Source organism: Vibrio sp. Vb0304 (genome assembly GCF_033338995.1).
Classification (GTDB): domain Bacteria; phylum Pseudomonadota; class Gammaproteobacteria; order Enterobacterales; family Vibrionaceae; genus Vibrio; species Vibrio alginolyticus.
In genome coordinates this window covers 15562-34357 of record NZ_JAWOTT010000007.1, presented here as the reverse complement: position 1 = coordinate 34357, position 18796 = coordinate 15562, and the positions used below count along the sequence as shown (strand labels likewise).

Below are 18796 nucleotides of genomic sequence, written 5' to 3'. Positions count from 1 at the left end.
CTCTGCAGATGATACCTCTTGAGCCAACAGGTCAAGGTCTTCCTCAAGAGTCGTTATTTCAGTTTCATCATCCAGTAATGCATTAAAGTAGTCATCAAGTGCTTGTTCACTGGACAGCACATCATTACTGCTCATCGAACGCCAACCTCTCCAGGTAAATCAGTAGCTGTTTATAGGCAAACACACCACGACTACCAGAAGCAAAATGCGACGCTGGCAAGTGCTTTAAACTGGCATCGCGGAACTTGGTATCAATAGGCACCGCTGAGGTCCACACTTGATTTGGATAATCTTTTTTCAGTTGCATCAATGTCTGCAATGACGCTTTCGTGCGCTTATCGTACATGGTTGGGACGATAGTCACTTTGAAACCGCCCGGGCGAGATTTTTGCATAATGGTTAGCGTACGCATCATGCGCTCTAGACCTTTCATTGCCAAAAACTCTGTTTGAACAGGAATCAAAATTCGGTCACTGGCTGCCAGCGCGTTCACCATCATCACGCCAAGGATTGGCGGACAGTCAATCAACACATAGTCATAGTCTTGTGAGACAGTTTGCAGCGCCCGTTTTAAGATTAATCCCATACCACTGCGATTACCCATTACGCGATCAAGCGTGGCAAGGGACATATGCGCGGGAATGATATCCATTCCTTCCAGCTCTGTTTCTAAAATCAACGGTTTAACCGTCTCACGAGAAAACGTCTTCAACTGGAATAAATCAAATAGGCTCGAAGTTACTGCATCAGGATCATAACCGAGATAAGTAGTCAGTGAGGCGTGAGGATCAGTATCAACCATCAATACTCGATGGCCTTTCTGGCTCAATAAGCCCGCCAATGTCACTGTTGAGGTGGTTTTACCCACACCTCCTTTCTGGTTAGCTACACTCCAAACAATCATGATGAATCCTAAGCTAGGCCAACTTCCACCAACATGCGTTCAGCAATGCGGTCAAGCGGTAAATCTTCTGAAGAAATGCCTGCTTTAGCAACCGCTTGGGGCATGCCATAAACAACACAACTTTCTTCATCTTGTGCCCAAATTGTTGAGCCTGCAGACTTCAACATGCGAGCGCCCTCACGACCGTCTGCACCCATGCCTGTCAACACTAAAGAGAGCACTTTGTCGCCATATACTTTTGCGGCAGAACCAAAAGTCACATCCACACATGGTTTGTAGTTCATGCGGTCGCCGCCATCAATAATGCGAAGACGAGCAGCGCCCGCTCGTCCATCCACCATCATTTGTTTCCCACCTGGTGCAAGGTATGCCACACCGGGCTGTAACACATCGCCATCTTGTGCTTCTTTCACTTGAATCTTACACAAGGTGTTCAAACGACTAGCAAACGCAGCAGTAAACGTTGCTGGCATGTGTTGAATCAATACAATCGGATGCGGATAGTTCATCGGCAAACGCGTCAGAATTTTTTGTAGAGCAACGGGGCCACCTGTTGATGTGCCAATTGCCGTCAGTTGATACTTCTTACCAGAAGCACGGTACTTTGTCGCAGCAGGTCGAGTTGGTGTTGGAGTCACAGGTGAAGCCGTTCTTGAACCTAATGATCGAGTAGTCGTGCTGGTACTCGCTGTTGGGCGAGCGATAGGTCGACGCATGAAAGCGCGCTTCGAGGCAATCTGAATCACACGCTGTTGAAGTAATGACACCGCTTCTTCACGGTTACGCGCAATGTCCTCAAACTTTTTCGGTAAGAAGTCCAATGCGCCCGCATCTAGCGCATCAAGCGTAGCTTTCGCCCCGTCGTGGGTCAGGGACGAAAACATTAGAATTGGCGTTGGAGCAGCGGCCATTATTTCACGTACAGCTGTAATGCCATCCATCACTGGCATTTCAATATCCATCGTGATGACGTCAGGTTTGAGAGATTTGGCTTTCTCAACCGCCTCTCTACCATTTACCGCAACGTCAATCACTTCTAGGCGCGATTCTGAGTTGATGATTTCGCTCACGCGACGTCGGAAAAAACTCGAATCATCAACGACTAGTACTTTAATCGCCATCTTATTCCTTTTAATAACGTCAGCTTTGCTTAAAGGCGTGAAGCCGCAGCGTATCGCTTAAGTAAATCAGGCACATCTAGAATTAATGCAATGTGGCCATCGCTAGTAATTGTCGCACCAGCCATACCTGGAGTGCCCTGTAATAGATTATCGAGTGGCTTAATAACCACTTCTTCTTGACCAATAAGCGTATCCACAACAAAACCAACGCGTTGGTTACCAATCTGTACAATCACCACGTGACCGTGACCAGTACGCTCTTGGACGTTTTGCGATTTGGATGCTAACCAGTTTTGTAAGTAAAATAGTGGGATAGATTTCTCACGTACAATGATCGTCAGCTGACCATCTACCACGTTTGTACGGCTAAGATCTAAGTGGAAAATTTCACTCACCGAAGCCAGTGGTAGAGCAAACGGATGACCGCCAACACCAACCATCAGAGTCGGTAAAATCGCTAACGTTAGTGGTACTTTGATCGTAATCTTAGTGCCCTTGCCTAGCTCAGAATCGATATCGATTGAACCGTTTAAGGTATTGATCGCCGTCTTAACCACGTCCATACCCACACCACGACCAGAGATGTCAGAAATTTTATCTTTACTTGAGAAACCAGGTGCGAAGATAAGGTTGAAGCACTCTTTATCTGTTAAACGTGCCGCCGCATCTTCATCCATCATGCCACGCTTCACCGCGATGCCACGCAGTTTGTTCGGGTCCATACCGCCACCATCATCTACGATGGATAGTTCAATATGGTCCCCTTCTTGCGATGCTGACAAAATCACTTTACCTGTGCGTGATTTGCCGGCCTTCGCGCGTGCGTCTGGCATTTCAATACCGTGATCAACCGAGTTACGTACCAAGTGAATCAACGGATCGGCCAATGCTTCTACAAGGTTCTTATCGAGATCGGTTTCTTCACCGCGCATTTCTAGCACGATGTCTTTATTTAGGTTACGAGCCAAGTCACGGACAACGCGCGGGAAACGGCCAAACACTTTCTTAATTGGCTGCATACGCGTTTTCATTACCGCGCCTTGTAGATCCGCAGTTACCACATCAAGGTTAGCGACCGCTTTGGACATCTCTTCGTTGTCGCTATTCAAACCAAGGCTTAATAGGCGGTTTCGAACCAATACGAGCTCACCCACCATGTTCATGATGGTATCAAGCGTCGAGGTATCAACACGAACGGTTGCTTCAGCCTGAGGTTTTTTAACCGCTGGTGCTTTAGCTTCTTCTTTTACGGCGACTGGTTTAGATTCTGGCTTTGGTGCTGGCGCTGTTTGAACGGGTGCTGGCTTAGCAACAGGCTCAGGTTTCGCAGGGCTTTGCTCTACGTTTGCTGAAGCAGGCTTCGTTGCCATATCCAATTCTTCTAGCGTTGGACCTTTACCTGAACCATGTAGCTCATCGAGTAACTTTTCGAACTCTTCGTCCGTCATTAAGTCACTGTCTTGATTTGATGAAGATGACACTGGAACGGAAGGCTCTGCCGCTTTAGGTGGCTCTACTGGTACGGATGCAGATGCAGCAGCCTCTGCCGTAGAAGGGCTTTTTCCTACACCGTGCAGTTCATCGAGTAAACGTTCAAACTCATCATCAGTGATATCACCACTTTCAACTGATGGCGCACTCGATTGAGGCGGTTCAGATGGCGTTGTAGATGTCGCAGACATTGAAGCGCCTGGCGCTGAACCTTTACCATGAAGCTCATCAAGTAGCTTTTCGAATTCGTCTTGGGTAATTTCATCAACAGAGCCGACACTTGATGGTGCTGACGGCGCAGCAGGTTCTTCGATGATAGGCTCGGGAATAATAGGCTCTGGAGTAGCCACTGGTTCTTCAACTACGGTTGCCGCTACTTCATCTTCTGACTCAGGTTTGCATAGACGATGAAGTTCTTCAAGAAGCTCAGGGTCCGCAGCTTCTAACGGCTCACGATCTTGAACAGCCTGGAACTGGGTATTAACCGTATCCAAGGCTTTTAGCATCGTATCCATTAAGTTTTGCGTTACCGTGCGTTGACCGTTTCGTAAAACGTCGAACACGTTCTCCGCACCATGACAAGTATCGACTAGCTCTGCCAATGAAAGGAAGCCGGCACCGCCTTTTACGGTATGAAACCCGCGGAAAATAGCATTAAGTAAGTCTTTGTCTTCTGGGTTATTTTCCAATTCAACCAACTGCTCAGAAAGCAGCTCGAGAATTTCCCCAGCCTCAATGAGAAAGTCCTGAAGAATATCTTCGTCTAAATCGTAGCTCATACGTTACCTTTAAAATCCAAGACTGGACAACAAGTCATCAACTTCGTCCTGCGATGAAACCGCATCTTCTCTCAGTTCTGGATGAAGAATCGGGCCTTCGGCTTCGCTTGTTTGTGTATTCTTTTTATCTGCCGGTTCTGACAAAACTTGAATATGTTCTTCAAGTTTATTTCCAGAGAATACGGTTAGGATTTCCACTAAGCGGCCTTCTACTTCATTAACCAACGTAATTACGCGGCGAATGATTTGGCCAGTTAGGTCTTGGAAGTCTTGCGCCATGAGAATTTCGGTCAACTGGCCGCGCAATTCAGTGCTGTCACCTTCGACTTGCACTAATAGCCCGTCGATTCGGTGGCACAGTGCTTTAAATTCGCTTAATTCTATGCGCCCGTGCATGAGTTCATTCCATTGAGGACGAACTTTTAGAAGGCAATCATGCAGGTTGTCAGCGATAGGAAGGCAGCAGTCGACCGCATCCATTGTTTTGTTGGCTGCAAGCTCTGTCTTCTCGATCACATAATTGAGACGATCCCTAGCGTTAGGGATTTCGTCTTTCGCAATTTCGGTCATGCGCTGATCGAGACTGAACTGCTTGAGTGATTCGTGAAGGTCTCGAGTTAACGCTCCAATTTCTTGCAGCATTGGGTTATCGGCACCTTCGTAGATCGAGGCAACAAGCATATTGGCTTGGTCTTGTTCCCCGTTTTCTAGCATTTGAACGAGTGACTTCGCCTGCTCTAGTGAGATCATTCTGAATAGACCCTTTTACGTTTAGTTCTTCTTATCACTTTGAAAACGCTAAACGAGTCATTTAATAGGTATTTAATAATTGGTATGAATGACTCGAATAACAAAGAGAAAGAGAGAGTTATAAACGCTCGAAAATTTTATCTAATTTTTCTTTTAATGTTGCAGCAGTAAATGGCTTAACAATGTAGCCGTTTACACCTGCTTGAGCAGCTTCAATGATCTGCTCACGCTTCGCTTCAGCCGTGATCATTAGAACTGGCAGATGCTTAAGTTCTGCATCCGCGCGGATGTGTTTAAGCAAATCGATGCCTTGCATACCTGGCATGTTCCAGTCAGTTACAACAAAATCGAAGTCACCTTTTTTCAGCATTGGTAATGCGGTTAAACCATCGTCCGCTTCTTGAGTGTTATTGAAACCCAAGTCACGAAGCAGGTTTTTAACAATACGGCGCATTGTTGAGAAATCATCAACAATAAGGATCTTCATGTTTTTATTCAAAATTGCCTCCACTGAATCGTAAAATCAGTGTTTTTAGTCATTTTGTGTCCACGCACTGAGCTTGGTACGTAAACGTTGCATCGCTTGACTCAGTATTTGACTTACGCGAGATTCGCTTACGCCTAACACATCGCCAATTTCTTTCAAATTGAGTTCTTCATCATAATAAAGCGAAAGAACCAAAGCTTCACGCTCTGGAAGCTGTTTTATTGATTCAACCAGTGCTTTTCGAAATGATTCATCAACTACCCCTTTGAATGGGTTGCTGTCATCGGTTTCATCCGCTGGTGAAATCACATCATCAGAAACGCCTAAATCTTCAATACCGACTAATTTTGAGCAGTTGATATCGGTAAGAGCACTATGATATTGATCCAGTGTCATACCGAGATGCGTGGCTACTTCAGAATCAGTAGGATCTCGATTTAATTCGCCTTCCAGCTCCGCAATCGCTTGGTTAATCTCTCGATTATTTTTATGAACAGAACGCGGTACCCAATCGCCTTTACGCATGTCATCTAACATTGCGCCACGAATACGGATACCTGCATAAGTTTCAAAGCTCGCACCTTTAGAACCATCATAATTCTGCTGAGCTTCGATAAGACCGATCATGCCGGCCTGAATTAAATCCTCTACCTGAACACTCGGCGGTAAACGGCCTAGTAGGTGGTGAGCAATGCGCTTAACCAACACTGAATAACGTTCAATGAACGCCTGCTGGCTATTAAATTTGCCATGTTGGTCATAGGTTATCGCTTTATTCACCAAAAGGGTCCTCTGCGAATTCGGTACGATTTAGCAACCTTTCCACAAAAAATTCCAAGTGTCCACTTGGTGTTTTCGGTAGTGGCCACGTCAACGCTTTGTTTGCTAGTGAGCTGATAGCTAAAGCAGCAGGCGAGCGTGGGAACGCATCAACGACAATTTTTTGTCTTTTTACAGCCTGTCGTACTTTATCATCTAATGGAATACATGCTACGAGTTCAAGGCTAACATTCAAGAATCGCTCTGTGACTAGTGTCAACTTTGCAAACAATTCTCGCCCTTCACGGTAGCTTCTGACCATATTTGCTACAACTTTAAAGCGTTGAACTTGGTGTTCTTTACTCAACAGCTTGATTAATGCATAGGCATCTGTGATTGACGTCGGTTCATCACACACAACTACAACCACATCTTGAGCTGCTCGCGAAAAACTGATTACCATGTCAGAGATACCAGCAGCGGTATCAATCAGCAGGACATCCATTTCGTCTTCAAGACTACCAAATGCTCGGATGAGTCCGGCATGCTGAGCGTGAGAAAGCTCTGTCATGCTCTGTGTGCCAGAAGTTGCAGGAATTATCTTTATACCATAAGGCCCTTCGACAATCGCATCTTTTAGCTCACATTCACCCGCTAAGACATGTCCTAGATTACGTTTTGCACGAATTCCGAGCATCACGTCCACATTGGCCAGACCTAAATCAGCGTCGAGAACCATCACCTTCTTGCCTTGGCGAGCCATACAAATCGCCAGACCCAGTGTTACGTTTGATTTCCCCACACCACCTTTGCCGCCAGTAACAGCAATCACTTTGGTCAACGATGGTTGTGTTAAGCGACGGAGGCCGCTTGCTTGATCGTGTATCATATTCTCAGTCATAGTAGTCCGCCGCCTTAGAGTCCTTCACTGTCACTGTTCCAAAAGTGAGGTTCGTTCTCTGTCGACTTCTCTAACAGTTCATTTGCTTTCGCAAGCATATATTTTGGTTGCGCTATCACAATGTCTTCTGGTACGCGCTGACCATTAGCGATGTAAGCTACTGGCATTGCGTTTTGAATCACTACACTGATGAATTCGCCTAGGCTTAATGACTCATCAAGCTTCGTCATAATACAACCCGAAAGTGGTATACGTCGGAAGTGATCCAGCGTTTCTTGTAGAACACGACGTTGTGCGGTAGCCGGCAAAACAAGGTAGCTGTGAATCACTTCCCCGCTCTCTTGCATTAGAGTGTCGAGCTGCTCGGAAAGCCTCACATCTCGTTGCCCCATCCCTGCCGTATCGACCAAAATCAGTCTTCTGTTTCTTAGCTGATATATAACATCGGCTAACTCGTTAGAATCTTTAGCAACTCTTACGGGACAACCCATAATTCTTCCGTAAATTGAGAGTTGCTCATGTGCACCTATGCGATATGTATCTGTTGTCACAAGGGCCACATTGTCGGCACCGTATTCCATGGCTGCGCGTGCTGCGAGTTTCGCTACGGTTGTTGTTTTCCCAACCCCCGTCGGACCCAACAATGCGACTACGCCACCACGTTTTAAAATGTCCTGTTTAGGAATATTGATTTGATCCGCCACCAGCGACAATAACGCTTTCCACGCTCGCGCTGGCTTTGTATCTTCCGGGATATAACAGGCCATCTGGTCTGCTAACTCCGGAGAAACGCCCATTCGCTCTAAGCGCTTAATCAGCATTGCTCTTAGTGGCTCACGGCGTTCTACTTCTTGCCACATCAGACCAGAAACTTGGTGCTCCAACAGACGACGAATTGACGTCATCTCTTCGCGCATGCTTTCTAGCTCATCGGCCGATTCGTCACGCTCATCACTTGGGCGACGTCGGTCATAGCGCGTCGGGTCCAGCTTGGGCGTCGGACGTTCAAATCGATTGTCCTGTGCGATTAGCTTCGCCAAAGGTGAATCTGGTTGATATGGCGCTGGCTTTTCTTGGTTGTAGCCGTCGCGATGCTTATTTTGGCGTTGCAGCAAAGCAGAGAGCGAATCTTCATTTTCCGCTACGTGGTCGTCAGCATCTGCTGCACCACCGCTATATTGCTTAAGCATATTAGCGAATCGCTGCGTCATTGAGCCTGTTTTTTCATTGTTACTGTTATTACTGTTCAGGCTAATTTTATCTTCATCTAAATGACGATCTTGGTAACGATCAGCAGAAGACGATGACATTTGACGATGTTCGTTATAGCGATTCGATTGAGAAGCACCGCGATTTTGCTGTGACGCTGCGCTTGCTTGAGACGGATTAGATTCACTATCTATCGCCGCAACAATCGCTACTCCACCAGCCACTTTCTTGTTTGACATGATCACCGCTTCCGCGCCTAACTCCTCTTTCACTTGGAGCAGCGCCGTTCTCATGTCTTTGGCAAAAAATCGCTTTATTTTCAAACTATGAATCCATTAATGATGCGTGAGATCAGTTACCCACGGCTTGCACAATTCTGATCTGTTTTTCATCCGGGATTTCTTGGTAAGACAGTACCCGGAGATTAGGTATTGTGTTCTTCACAAATTTCGCCAACGTCGAGCGTAATACACCAGAAGTAAGCAGAACGGCAGGTTCGCCTTTCAGTTCTTGTTCCTGTGTCGCTTGGCTTAGTGAAGATTGCAATCGCTCAGCGAGTCCCGGTTCAATCCCCGCGGATTCGCCTCCTGATGCTTGCATAGTTTGATGCAATATTTGTTCCAGTTCAGGTATCAAAGTAATCACTGGTAACTCAGGCTCTATACCATTGATTTCTTGAACAATTAGACGTTTAAGACTAATTCGAACTGCTGCCGTCAATATGTCAGCTTCTTGACTCTTACTTGAGTACTCAGCCAAAGTTTGAACAATCGTGCGAATATCGCGGATTGGAATGGCCTCGTTTAACAAGTTTTGTAGGACTTTCACCACCACACCTAATGGTAATTGGTCAGGAACAAAGTTCTCGACTAACTTAGGCGCGCTGCGTCCCAACATTTCTAATAAATTCTCTACTTCTTCATGACCAATTAGCTGTGATGCGTTGTTGGTCAATAGCTGGCTTAGGTGCGTCGCTAATACCGTTGATGAATCAACAACCGTATAACCCAGAGCCTGCGCGTGCTCACGCTGATCTTCTCGGATCCATACGGCTTCCAGTCCAAAAGCAGGGTCAATGGTTGGCTCACCATCAATCATGCCATACACCTGACCTGGGTTAATCGCTAGCTCTTGATCCGGACGAATCTCTGCTTCGCCCACCGCAACCCCCATCAATGTAATTCGGTAACTGTTTGGGGTCAGCTCAAGATTGTCACGAATATGAACCGCTGGAATTAGGAACCCAAAATCTTGCGATAACTTTTTACGCACGCCTTTTACGCGCTCTAGCAGTTCCCCACCTTGGTCTCTGTCCACCAAAGGGATTAAGCGATAACCGACTTCCAAGCCAATAATATCGACTGGCTGGACGTCATCCCAAGACAGTTCGCGCTGTGAGGAAGGTTCTGTACCTTCGTCTGCTGTTGCTGGTAAAGCGGGCTCTTTCGCTTTCTGCTTCTGCCGTTTGTCGATGAAATATGCCGCTGCACCGGCCGCGACTGCCAGGCTCAAAAACGCAAAGTGTGGCATGCCCGGTACGATGCCCATCACACCAAGAATAGCCGCAGTAATCATCAGCGCTTTTGGGTTGTCGAACATCTGGAAGACCAGTTGTTCCCCCATGTCTTCATCGGTGTTTTGGCGCGTCACCATCATTGCCGCTGCAATCGACAGCAATAGCGATGGGATTTGTGCGACCAAACCATCACCGATTGTCAGTAAGGTATAGATTTCAATCGCTTCACCGAAACCCAATCCATACTGCGCCATACCGATCGACAGACCGCCGACGATGTTGATAAACAGAATCAAAATACCGGCAATCGCGTCACCTTTTACGAACTTCGAGGCACCATCCATCGAGCCATAGAAATCCGCTTCTTTGGTCACTTCAAAACGACGAACTCTTGCCTGCTCTTGGTCTATCAATCCGGCATTCAAGTCGGCATCAATCGCCATTTGCTTACCCGGCAACGCATCAAGCGTAAAGCGAGCACTTACCTCAGAGATACGACCCGCACCTTTGGTCACCACCATAAAGTTGATGATCATTAAGATGAGGAAAACCACTAGGCCGACCGCGTAGTTACCACCAATAACGACGTTACCGAACGCCTCAATTACGTTACCTGCCGCATTACCGCCTTCATGACCATGCAGTAAGACGACACGAGTCGAGGCAACGTTCAAAGCCAAGCGGAGCAACGTGGCGATCAGCAATACCGTTGGAAAAGCAGCGAAGTCCAAAGGGCGACGTGTGTAAACGGTCACTAACAACACCACCATCGACAGCGCGATGTTAAAGGTGAAGAACATATCCAGCAAAAATGCTGGAATCGGCAGTACCACCATCGCTAGGGTGGCCAAAACCATCACCGGAGCACCAATAGCTGGCATTTCACGTTGAGGGATTCGTGGCAATTTATCTGCAAACGGCAGGCTTAACTTCATACTGCGAGAGATCTCAATCGATTGAAGCGTCACGTAAGCTCTTACTATTAATACGCGACCGCTTTAGCCTAAAAGTTTAGGTAGGGTTGATAATTAAAGCGTTTTAAGCAATCTATGTACCATAATTAGCGCCAAAATAATGACTAAACACTCAAATAGAGCTTAGCTTTTGATCAAACGAGCTTTTTTAAGGCTTTACCGCTTTTCGTATCAATGACGGTGCTCGGGCGGGATTGGCAAATCATAATCTTGAATTTTCGGGCGCTGTCCACCTCGTTTTCGGTATTGCTTCAATTGGAATACAAATGCCAAAACCTGAGCGACGGCAGTAAATAACCCATCGGGGATCTCTTGCTCGAGCTCTGTCGTGTGGTACAACGCACGAGCCAAAGGTGGTGCGGGCACAATCGTAATGTCATGTTCGCGGGCGACTTCTCGAATCTTCATCGCCATGTGGTCAGTACCTTTAGCGATCACGACTGGCGCACGGTCTGTCTTCTGTTTATAACGAAGCGCTACCGAGAAGTGCTCTGGGTTAGTAACAATAACATCAGCTTGAGGAACATCCGCCATCATTCGACGTTGAGCCGCTTCCCTTTGCAACATACGAATACGGCCTTTCACTTCCGGCTTACCTTCAGTCTCTTTGTATTCGTCTTTGACTTCTTGCTTCGTCATTTTTAACTGATCAGCGTGCTGCCAGATTTGAAATGGAATATCGATGGCAACCACAATCAATAGCGAGCAACTGATCAGCAAAATAAAGCTCAGCAAAATATCTAAAGCATGGAAGATGTTTTGCGGATACACATCCATGCTCAATTGAATCAGATCGGCCTGCGATGCTTGGATCAAATAGATGGCGACACCAGTGACCAGAACCACTTTAAGGATTGATTTGATCAACTCTACCCAGCTTTGCATGCCAACCATTCGCTTTAAGCCGCTAAGCGGATTCATTTTCGACAGCTTGGGCATGGCCGCTTGGGCAGAAAAACTGATTCCTCCCACACCTGCTGCTCCAATCATGGCGGCGGTAAACAATGTCGCTAACACCAAAAATAGTGGGAACAACAAATCACTCATCGCGCCCAAAGCGATATCAAACAGTTTTGCAGTATCGAAAATCTCTTCTCGTTGAAGATCAAATAAACGGCTCATGATGGAAAACAATGAACGTGCTAACGCCTCTCCAAACCACATCAATGAAATGGCGCCAACGATCAGCACAGATGCTGATGCGAGCTCTTTAGATCGAGCGACCTGCCCCTTTTCTCTGGCTTGTTGTAACCGTCGGGGCGTGGCTTCTTCGGTGCGTTCCTGACCGTCTGATTCTGCCAAATCTTAGCACTCCAAGCGAATAAGCCGACAAATCTGCGCCTCACCCACTGTCCAGAACATTTCATAATGACTGTATAGACCAGCCAGTATGTACCAACAAAGTAATAGACCCACCATCAAAGCAAAAGCAAAACCAAGCGAGAAGATATTCAGCTGTGGTGCGGCACGGGTCATTACACCAAACGACAAGTTAATGGTCAGTAGTGCAATAATGCCGGATAGAGACATACTCAATGCCGTTTGGAACATAATACCAAGCCAGCCTGCCATTTCACGGAAATCAACCGCGTTGAGCGAGCCGGAGCCAATCGGCAAAGTTTTAAAACTGAACACCACCAATTGCAGCATTTTTAAGTGTCCATCGGTGGCAAGGAAAAACATTGTCGTTAAGAACATGAATAACTGGCCAAGCAATGGCGTGTTCTGACCATTTGCGGGATCAACCATAGAAGCAAAGCCCAAACTTGATTGCATACCCAATATTTGACCAAGTAGGACAAAGGTTTGAATCATAAATTGAGTAACCATACCCATCGCTATGCCGATGATCATTTGCTCGGCAATGGTCATGAAGCCACGAAACGAGAGTAGCTCAATGTCTTGAGGTACGGCGGGGATAGCTGGCATGACAGCGAAAGTGATGGCTAAACCGAGGTAAAGGCGGATTCTTGGCGAAACAAATCGGGCCCCGGTTACTGTCATCACCATCAACATGGATGAGATACGAACATAGGGCCAGAAGTAGTTTGCGATCCAATCTAAGACAACGCTAGTGGGGTACTCCATAGGCGCCTCTAATAAAGCACCTGAGGTAAGCGTTCAATCAAGCCATAGAAATATTCCATCAACATTTGCGTCATCCAATGCCCAAACAGCATCAGGGCCAAAAGCGTGACAATCAAACGCGGTAAGAAGCTCAATGTTTGTTCGTTGATGGAAGTCGCAGCTTGAAAAATCGCGACTACAAGGCCGATAAGCAAGCTTGGGATGATAATAGCGCAGACCATGATAAGCACCATCCAAAGTGCTTCACGGAAAAGCTCGACAAACATTTCTGGTGTCATGTCTTATCCTCTATCTGCGCTTATCTAAAGGGCAAAGCTGCCCGCGAGTGTCGAGAGTATCAAGTTCCAACCATCGACCAATACGAACAACATCAACTTGAACGGCAACGAAACAATCATTGGTGACAACATCATCATACCCATTGCCATCAGTACCGAAGCGACTACAAGGTCAATAATCAAAAACGGCAAGAAGAGCATAAAGCCAATTTGGAATGCAGTTTTTAGCTCTGAGGTGATAAAAGCCGGAATCAACACCGCCATCGACACATCTTCTGGATTCTCGACTTGCTCTCCTGACATGGTTACGAACGTCTCCAAATCTTTGATTCGGGTCTGCTTAAGCATAAATGCTTTCATTGGCGCTTGTGCAGCATCAAACGCTTCTCGCGCCGTAACTTGCTCGTTCAAATAAGGCTGAACAGCTTTGTCGTTGATTTCGTTCAGGACAGGAGACATAACAAAAAAGGTCAAAAACAGCGCAATACCAATAATAACCTGATTAGAAGGCGTTTGTTGCAAACCCATTGCCTGACGCAATATCGACATCACCACCACAATTCGAGTGAACGAGGTCATCAGAATCACCATGGCAGGCAAGAAGCCAAGCATGGTCATTAACGCTAAAATTTGTAGTGTAACCGAGTAGTCTTCACTGCCATCAGGGTTCGTGGTCATGGTGAATGCTGGAATACCACCGCCACTAGAAACGGACATAGCACGGCTAGCACCAGTATCACTTTGCATAGCCTGAACTGTAACACCACTTCCATCGGCTAAGTTATCTGGCAGCGCTGACTCCTCTGCTTCAGCAAAGGTAAATGAAGAAAACAGCACGCCGACAAAAAGTAACAACGTACTCAGGAGCAAACGAATTGGATTACCCTTTGTCATGTTTTTTGATCAGCTGGCTAAATTGAGTCGCAAAAGCATTGGTCGCCAACTCTTCCTCTTTCAGTGGCTTATCTAACTTGGCTAAAGTTTGGATCGATTGGCTAGTAATCCCAACCAAAAACTGTTCTTCACCCACTTGAACTACTGCGATTCTTTCTTTTGTACCCACTGGCAACTGACTCACTATACGCAAGCCCTTTTGTTGTCCCATCGCTGGCACTTGCATACGTTTCAGCAACCAAGCCAGCAAAAGAATCACGCCGATTACAAGCACAAGCGAGCCAAGTGTCGTCGCAAGATCCAGATTATTTGGTGCGGCAGCAAATGCATAAGGAGCACTTAGCATTAAGCTCAGTGCTCCAGTGATTTGCTTCAATCGCATTTTGATTGAACGACTCATCTTAACGCAGCTTCTTAATTCGTTCAGTTTGGCTGATCACATCCGTCAAACGGATACCAAACTTATCGTTGACGACCACGACTTCGCCGTGAGCAATCAAAGTACCGTTAACCAATACGTCGAGCGACTCACCGGCTAGACGATCCAACTCAACAACCGAACCTTGGTTAAGCTGCAACAGGTTCCGAATGCTAATTTGAGAACGACCGACTTCCATCGAAATCGTCACCGGGATATCCATAATAGTGTCGAGTTTACGACGCTCATCTTCGCTAATTGGGCTTGAAGTGTCTTTTAGCTCTTCCAGTGGCGCAGCCAATACTTCATCTACGTCTACAGAAGGGGCAGACGGGTCTTCGCCAAGAGCGGCTGCCCATTCGTCTGCTAGCTTTTGATCGTCACTTGGTTCCATTTTTCTATCCTGTGTTACGCCTTACTCATGCCATAGCATGTCTATTTAATAAGGTATCTTAATGGTCTATATCGTCTTCACTCTCAAGCTCGGACATGATGTCTTTACCTAAGAAAGCTAAATCTGTTTTGACGACATGTGGGCGCTCAATTTCCTCAGAAATTTGCACCGCTAATTTGTCTTCCGAACGACCCATTTTTACGCGATAGGTCGGTAGGTCTTCTACAAACATCGTCGCATGTTCTGGCATTTCAATCGGGATGATGTCGCCCGGTTGCAGCTCCATGAGATCACGCAAAGAAATGTCTTTTTCGAGCAAGTTCACGCGGAAGTTAACCGGACAATCCATGATCTCTTCACGTAGTGCTGAGCTCCAGCGAACGTCCGTTTCCATCTTGTCGGACTGAACACCTGCATCCAATAGTTCACGGATAGGCTCAACCATGGAGTAAGGCATAACGACATGAAAATCGCCGCCACCGCCGTCAACTTCTATATGGAAGGAACTCACGACAATCACTTCTGTCGGGCTGACAATGTTTGCCATACTTGGGTTTACTTCAGAGTCGAGATATTCGAACTCTACCCCCATCACTGGCGACCACGCTTCTTTATAATCTTCAAATACAATTTTCAGTAACAACTGAATGATGCGGCGTTCCGTTGGGGTAAATTCACGGCCTTCGATTTTGGCGTGGAATCGACCATCACCGCCAAAGAAGTTTTCTACCAGAATAAAGACTAAACGAGCCTCCATGGTGATCAACGCAGTGCCTTTTAACGGACGAAAACGCACCATGTTCAAACTGGTTGGCACGTACAATGTGTTCTGGTATTCACCAAACTTCATCATCTGCACGCCATTGATCGACACCTCTGCCGTTTTACGCAGCATATTAAACAGACTAATACGCATGTGCCGTGCAAAGCGCTCGTTGATAAGTTCGAGCGTCGGCATTCGACCACGTACGATCCTGTCTTGCGACGAGAAATCAAAATTGACGGCACCCTCAGTGTCGTTTTCTATCGGTTCATCGACGTCATCAACATCGTCAACCCCATGCAATAGCGCATCAATTTCGTCTTGGCTTAATAGATCGGTCACGTTTTACCTATTGAATAACAAAATCTGTAAACAGTACTTTTTCAATCACTGGCTTACCGACCGCAGCATTCAGCGCTGCTTTGATATCTTCGGAAGCACGATCGCGCAATTCCACTCGTCCTGTAGGAGAGCGCAATTGATCAACCGTCGCGGAAGCAAACGTTGATAGCATAGAGCTTTCAATCAGTGGCGAATGATACCGCGCCAACTCTTCATTTTCTGCACCGCGAACCATTAACTGCGCTTTAATTTGAACCAACCTATCGCGGCTATCCCCAGTAACGTTAAATACAAATGCCTGAGGAAGATTCACATACGCGATGGGCGCAGCATCCGATGCCTTCACTTGAGCCTGTTGAGACGATTCAGCCTGAGCAGGTTCATCAGAGCCCATTAGAAAAAATGCCGCTGCCCCGCCACCAAGTAGTAATACTACAACAGCGATGATGATGATAAGTAACTTGCTTTTTCCTTTCGGCGCATCGGCCCCTTGTAACTGTTCTTCTGCCATTCTTGTCTCTTATTGTTCTTTTGAGTTACCAAGACGTTTTAGTGAGTTGCTTGGTAACCGTATGCCATTGCCGTTAAACGGCCTTTTATGCGTAAAAACTAATTCCATCACGCTTTGAAGCGACATTCAAATCCAGATTGACATCAGATTCAAAACCCTCTTCGGACTGTCCAGAAAAACCGCCACTTTGCGCGCTTTGACCATGTTGTTCAGCAGTATACCTACCTTGCTGTTGCCCGCTGTTTTGTTGCTGGACGGAAGAATCAGCCAGCTGCATACCTTGTTGCGCTAGCATTTCTCTCAAACGAGGGAGCGTCTGTTCAATAATGTCACGAGCTTGCGGGTTGTTCACTGTAAAATGTACATTGGCAACGTCATTATTCATGGTCATACGAATTTGCATACGACCTAACTCTGGTGGATCAAGACGAATATCGAGATTTTTCAGATTCTTCGACATCATCATTTGCACTTTTTCCGCAACTTGCTCGTTGGCTAGCTCTTTAGTTAGTTGCAACGGAAGCTGAGCTTGTTGTGCAGCATCAATACGCGCTTGTTGCTGTACATTAATTCCTTGCTGACCTGCCATAGCCTGAAGCTGTCCAGCGAAACCGTGTTGGAGATCCGGCTTATCTTGTCTATCCGCAGGCGCCTTTAGCGCACCAGTCGCCAATGCTGCGTTCATCACTTTCTGGCTAATCTCTCCGTCTTTCACACCTTGAAGCGACGTCGGCACTTGCGCGGCTATCAACGTATCGGGCGTTGAAGATAATGCTACTTTATCTCCACTATGAGTAGCTTGTGGCTGGAGGGCTTGAGCCGCTGCATGCTGGATTTGCTGAGACACTGCCATAGCTCCAGCCTGGCGAGTTAAATTATGTTGTACTTGTTGCTCTGCGAGAATCTGTTTAATGTCATTAGGGAGCGCAACAAATTGGGCAAGGTCTTGCTCAGGAATATCCGCCGTGATCGTTCCTTGTTTCAACCCTTCAATGATCTGAGCTTCTTGCTGAGTCAGTGGTTTTCCTTGCGCCAACTTGGTATCTATAACTTCAAGTTCATCCAAGGAGACTCGTGGAAGCGCGTCGATGTTGGAACCATCAACGTCTGTTAACAACGGCGACAGCTCATTAGCTACTTCACCACTGACTGCGCTCTTAGTCGTCGGATGGCTGGCTTGTTTCGCTAGCTCTTGCCAAGCAGCAAACTCAGACGAGAGTTTGTCGACATCGATAGGTTGACCATTCTTATCTAAAATTGGCTCTAAGTCTTGTCCTGGGATCATCTGTGCTTGTTCAAGCGAATGAACTAATGGCGTTTCATTCAAAGCCAGCTCATCAAGGTTTGTCGAAACGGTTGCTTGCTCGTGGAACGAATGCACTAAATTTGCTCTCTGAGGCAAAACTTTGCCACTATCGATGGATGCATTACTCGCATTCAGGGTTTGATTCGCTTGTTCAATTCGACCAAGAAGCTGTTGTCCTTCGCCCATCGTGCTTTTTACGTCCATTGTATTTGATGGGTTACTCGTATCAATTGATGTTGATTTCACTTTTTCGATAGCTTCAACATCAGGCTTCAAAGGTGTGCTGTTACTCGCCTTTTGTAAACTTGCCTTGTCACTTAGGGTTGCATTCGGTTTGTTTGCTGATGTTTCATCAAAATCATGGGGCCCGTCACTGACGGATTCTTGGCTTTCTTGCGCCAACAATTCGTCCGAGACGTTAGCAGAAGAAGTACTGCCTACATCCGCTCTTTCTTTTTCTTCAACCACTGTCGATTCTGTTGCTACTTTTTCGGGCTTTTGTTTACCAGCAAACGCATCGGTTAACGTTTCTAAAAATCCCTTGCTTTCAGTGCTCTCTGCAGACGCTTTAGCGGACACATCAGAAACTGGCGTCTTGGTAGTCGCAGATACATGGGACAAATTCACACTCATTTAGAAACTCTCGTTCTCGTGGCTCTGAGCGTATCGCTGACAGGCAGCAATACTGGCGGCAAACAAAGGTCAAAAAGACCCGATACTGACAGCTAAAATGCAAAAATCACACCACAATATTGAGCCAATTCTCGGCAAGCTAATAGATGGCATGTTTATGGAACAAACATCAACAGTACTATCCGAGAACCTGGTTCCTAACATGATGTACAGCTACTTGATTGACTTTGAAAAACGATAAGCGTAAACAGACATTTGACTTAACAATTAAGGAATCA

19 protein-coding genes and 1 pseudogene are annotated in these 18796 nt (G+C 46.5%); 1 reads left to right on the top strand and 19 read right to left on the bottom strand.

Features of this window, described 5'->3' with window-relative positions; translation table 11 throughout:
* The 19 genes and pseudogenes from R7P35_RS11260 to R7P35_RS11170 form a co-directional block, all read right to left on the bottom strand.
* Window positions 1-135, bottom strand: a pseudogene (locus tag R7P35_RS11260) (chemotaxis protein CheW); the annotation flags it as partial.
* The gene (locus R7P35_RS11255; protein ID WP_005380505.1) at window positions 125-904 is read right to left on the bottom strand and encodes a ParA family protein; all 780 of its coding nucleotides are present in this window, start codon (window positions 902-904) and stop codon (window positions 125-127) included. The gene R7P35_RS11255 and the pseudogene R7P35_RS11260, both read right to left, overlap by 11 nt.
* A gap of 8 nt (window positions 905-912) precedes the next feature.
* Window positions 913-2025, bottom strand: a complete 1113-nt coding sequence (locus R7P35_RS11250; RefSeq protein WP_025767174.1) for a protein-glutamate methylesterase/protein-glutamine glutaminase — start codon at window positions 2023-2025, stop codon at window positions 913-915.
* A gap of 29 nt (window positions 2026-2054) precedes the next feature.
* Window positions 2055-4295: a chemotaxis protein CheA gene (locus R7P35_RS11245; RefSeq protein WP_025767173.1), complete on the bottom strand. Its 2241-nt coding sequence runs from the start codon at window positions 4293-4295 to the stop codon at window positions 2055-2057.
* Between the two features lie 9 nt (window positions 4296-4304).
* The gene (locus tag R7P35_RS11240) at window positions 4305-5045 is read right to left on the bottom strand and encodes a protein phosphatase CheZ (RefSeq protein WP_005380502.1); all 741 of its coding nucleotides are present in this window, start codon (window positions 5043-5045) and stop codon (window positions 4305-4307) included.
* Between the two features lie 118 nt (window positions 5046-5163).
* Window positions 5164-5532 (bottom strand): chemotaxis response regulator CheY, encoded by a 369-nt coding sequence (gene cheY, locus R7P35_RS11235; protein WP_017635949.1) that lies wholly within the window; start codon window positions 5530-5532, stop codon window positions 5164-5166.
* 45 nt (window positions 5533-5577) lie between these two features.
* Complete coding sequence (locus tag R7P35_RS11230) at window positions 5578-6312, bottom strand: RNA polymerase sigma factor FliA (protein WP_005380499.1); 735 nt, start codon at window positions 6310-6312, stop codon at window positions 5578-5580.
* A complete protein-coding gene (locus tag R7P35_RS11225) occupies window positions 6305-7192 on the bottom strand; it encodes a MinD/ParA family protein (protein ID WP_005380498.1) in 888 nt (295 codons plus the stop codon). Before R7P35_RS11225 ends, R7P35_RS11230 begins: the two co-directional genes overlap by 8 nt.
* Window positions 7193-7206: 14 nt before the next feature.
* Window positions 7207-8724, bottom strand: coding sequence for a flagellar biosynthesis protein FlhF (flhF, locus tag R7P35_RS11220; RefSeq protein WP_033907111.1), 1518 nt, complete (start codon window positions 8722-8724; stop codon window positions 7207-7209).
* Window positions 8725-8752: 28 nt separating this feature from the next.
* Window positions 8753-10852, bottom strand: coding sequence for a flagellar biosynthesis protein FlhA (gene flhA, locus R7P35_RS11215; RefSeq protein ID WP_025998722.1), 2100 nt, complete (start codon window positions 10850-10852; stop codon window positions 8753-8755).
* Window positions 10853-11062: 210 nt separating this feature from the next.
* Window positions 11063-12193, bottom strand: a complete 1131-nt coding sequence (gene flhB / locus R7P35_RS11210; RefSeq protein WP_042524097.1) for a flagellar biosynthesis protein FlhB — start codon at window positions 12191-12193, stop codon at window positions 11063-11065.
* Between the two features lie 3 nt (window positions 12194-12196).
* Window positions 12197-12979, bottom strand: a complete 783-nt coding sequence (gene fliR / locus R7P35_RS11205) for a flagellar biosynthetic protein FliR (RefSeq protein ID WP_005384463.1) — start codon at window positions 12977-12979, stop codon at window positions 12197-12199.
* Window positions 12980-12987: 8 nt separating this feature from the next.
* On the bottom strand, window positions 12988-13257 hold the full coding sequence (gene fliQ, locus R7P35_RS11200; protein ID WP_005380488.1) for a flagellar biosynthesis protein FliQ: 270 nt from the start codon (window positions 13255-13257) through the stop codon (window positions 12988-12990).
* A 24-nt stretch (window positions 13258-13281) separates the two neighbouring features.
* Window positions 13282-14151, bottom strand: a complete 870-nt coding sequence (gene fliP, locus R7P35_RS11195; RefSeq protein WP_005394311.1) for a flagellar type III secretion system pore protein FliP — start codon at window positions 14149-14151, stop codon at window positions 13282-13284.
* Complete coding sequence (gene fliO, locus R7P35_RS11190; protein ID WP_005380480.1) at window positions 14138-14551, bottom strand: flagellar biosynthetic protein FliO; 414 nt, start codon at window positions 14549-14551, stop codon at window positions 14138-14140. Before fliO ends, fliP begins: the two co-directional genes overlap by 14 nt.
* 1 nt (window position 14552) lies before the next feature.
* The gene (gene fliN / locus R7P35_RS11185; RefSeq protein ID WP_005380479.1) at window positions 14553-14963 is read right to left on the bottom strand and encodes a flagellar motor switch protein FliN; all 411 of its coding nucleotides are present in this window, start codon (window positions 14961-14963) and stop codon (window positions 14553-14555) included.
* Between the two features lie 58 nt (window positions 14964-15021).
* On the bottom strand, window positions 15022-16068 hold the full coding sequence (gene fliM / locus R7P35_RS11180; protein WP_005380478.1) for a flagellar motor switch protein FliM: 1047 nt from the start codon (window positions 16066-16068) through the stop codon (window positions 15022-15024).
* A 7-nt stretch (window positions 16069-16075) separates the two neighbouring features.
* Window positions 16076-16579 carry a flagellar basal body-associated protein FliL gene (gene fliL / locus R7P35_RS11175; protein ID WP_005380477.1) on the bottom strand — a complete coding sequence of 168 codons (504 nt, stop codon included), beginning with the start codon at window positions 16577-16579 and terminating at the stop codon, window positions 16076-16078.
* A gap of 85 nt (window positions 16580-16664) precedes the next feature.
* On the bottom strand, window positions 16665-18518 hold the full coding sequence (locus R7P35_RS11170) for a flagellar hook-length control protein FliK (RefSeq protein ID WP_042524100.1): 1854 nt from the start codon (window positions 18516-18518) through the stop codon (window positions 16665-16667).
* Between the two features lie 97 nt (window positions 18519-18615).
* Between R7P35_RS11170 and R7P35_RS11165 the strand changes: the two genes are divergently transcribed.
* Window positions 18616-18759, top strand: coding sequence for a hypothetical protein (locus R7P35_RS11165; RefSeq protein WP_005394314.1), 144 nt, complete (start codon window positions 18616-18618; stop codon window positions 18757-18759).
* Window positions 18760-18796: the final 37 nt, after the last annotated feature.

What these genes read in the sequence shown, in the direction of transcription:
- R7P35_RS11255 (WP_005380505.1), bottom strand. Translation starts at nt 904, where the DNA reads ATGATTGTTTGGAGTGTAGCTAACCAGAAAGGAGGTGTGGGTAAAACC.
- R7P35_RS11250 (WP_025767174.1), bottom strand. Translation starts at nt 2,025, where the DNA reads ATGGCGATTAAAGTACTAGTCGTTGATGATTCGAGTTTTTTCCGACGT.
- R7P35_RS11245 (WP_025767173.1), bottom strand. Translation starts at nt 4,295, where the DNA reads ATGAGCTACGATTTAGACGAAGATATTCTTCAGGACTTTCTCATTGAG.
- R7P35_RS11240 (WP_005380502.1), bottom strand. Translation starts at nt 5,045, where the DNA reads ATGATCTCACTAGAGCAGGCGAAGTCACTCGTTCAAATGCTAGAAAAC.
- cheY (WP_017635949.1), bottom strand. Translation starts at nt 5,532, where the DNA reads ATGAAGATCCTTATTGTTGATGATTTCTCAACAATGCGCCGTATTGTT.
- R7P35_RS11225 (WP_005380498.1), bottom strand. Translation starts at nt 7,192, where the DNA reads ATGACTGAGAATATGATACACGATCAAGCAAGCGGCCTCCGTCGCTTA.
- flhA (WP_025998722.1), bottom strand. Translation starts at nt 10,852, where the DNA reads ATGAAGTTAAGCCTGCCGTTTGCAGATAAATTGCCACGAATCCCTCAA.
- fliR (WP_005384463.1), bottom strand. Translation starts at nt 12,979, where the DNA reads ATGGAGTACCCCACTAGCGTTGTCTTAGATTGGATCGCAAACTACTTC.
- fliQ (WP_005380488.1), bottom strand. Translation starts at nt 13,257, where the DNA reads ATGACACCAGAAATGTTTGTCGAGCTTTTCCGTGAAGCACTTTGGATG.
- fliP (WP_005394311.1), bottom strand. Translation starts at nt 14,151, where the DNA reads ATGACAAAGGGTAATCCAATTCGTTTGCTCCTGAGTACGTTGTTACTT.
- fliO (WP_005380480.1), bottom strand. Translation starts at nt 14,551, where the DNA reads ATGAGTCGTTCAATCAAAATGCGATTGAAGCAAATCACTGGAGCACTG.
- fliN (WP_005380479.1), bottom strand. Translation starts at nt 14,963, where the DNA reads ATGGAACCAAGTGACGATCAAAAGCTAGCAGACGAATGGGCAGCCGCT.
- fliL (WP_005380477.1), bottom strand. Translation starts at nt 16,579, where the DNA reads ATGGCAGAAGAACAGTTACAAGGGGCCGATGCGCCGAAAGGAAAAAGC.
- R7P35_RS11170 (WP_042524100.1), bottom strand. Translation starts at nt 18,518, where the DNA reads ATGAGTGTGAATTTGTCCCATGTATCTGCGACTACCAAGACGCCAGTT.
- R7P35_RS11165 (WP_005394314.1), top strand. Translation starts at nt 18,616, where the DNA reads ATGCAAAAATCACACCACAATATTGAGCCAATTCTCGGCAAGCTAATA.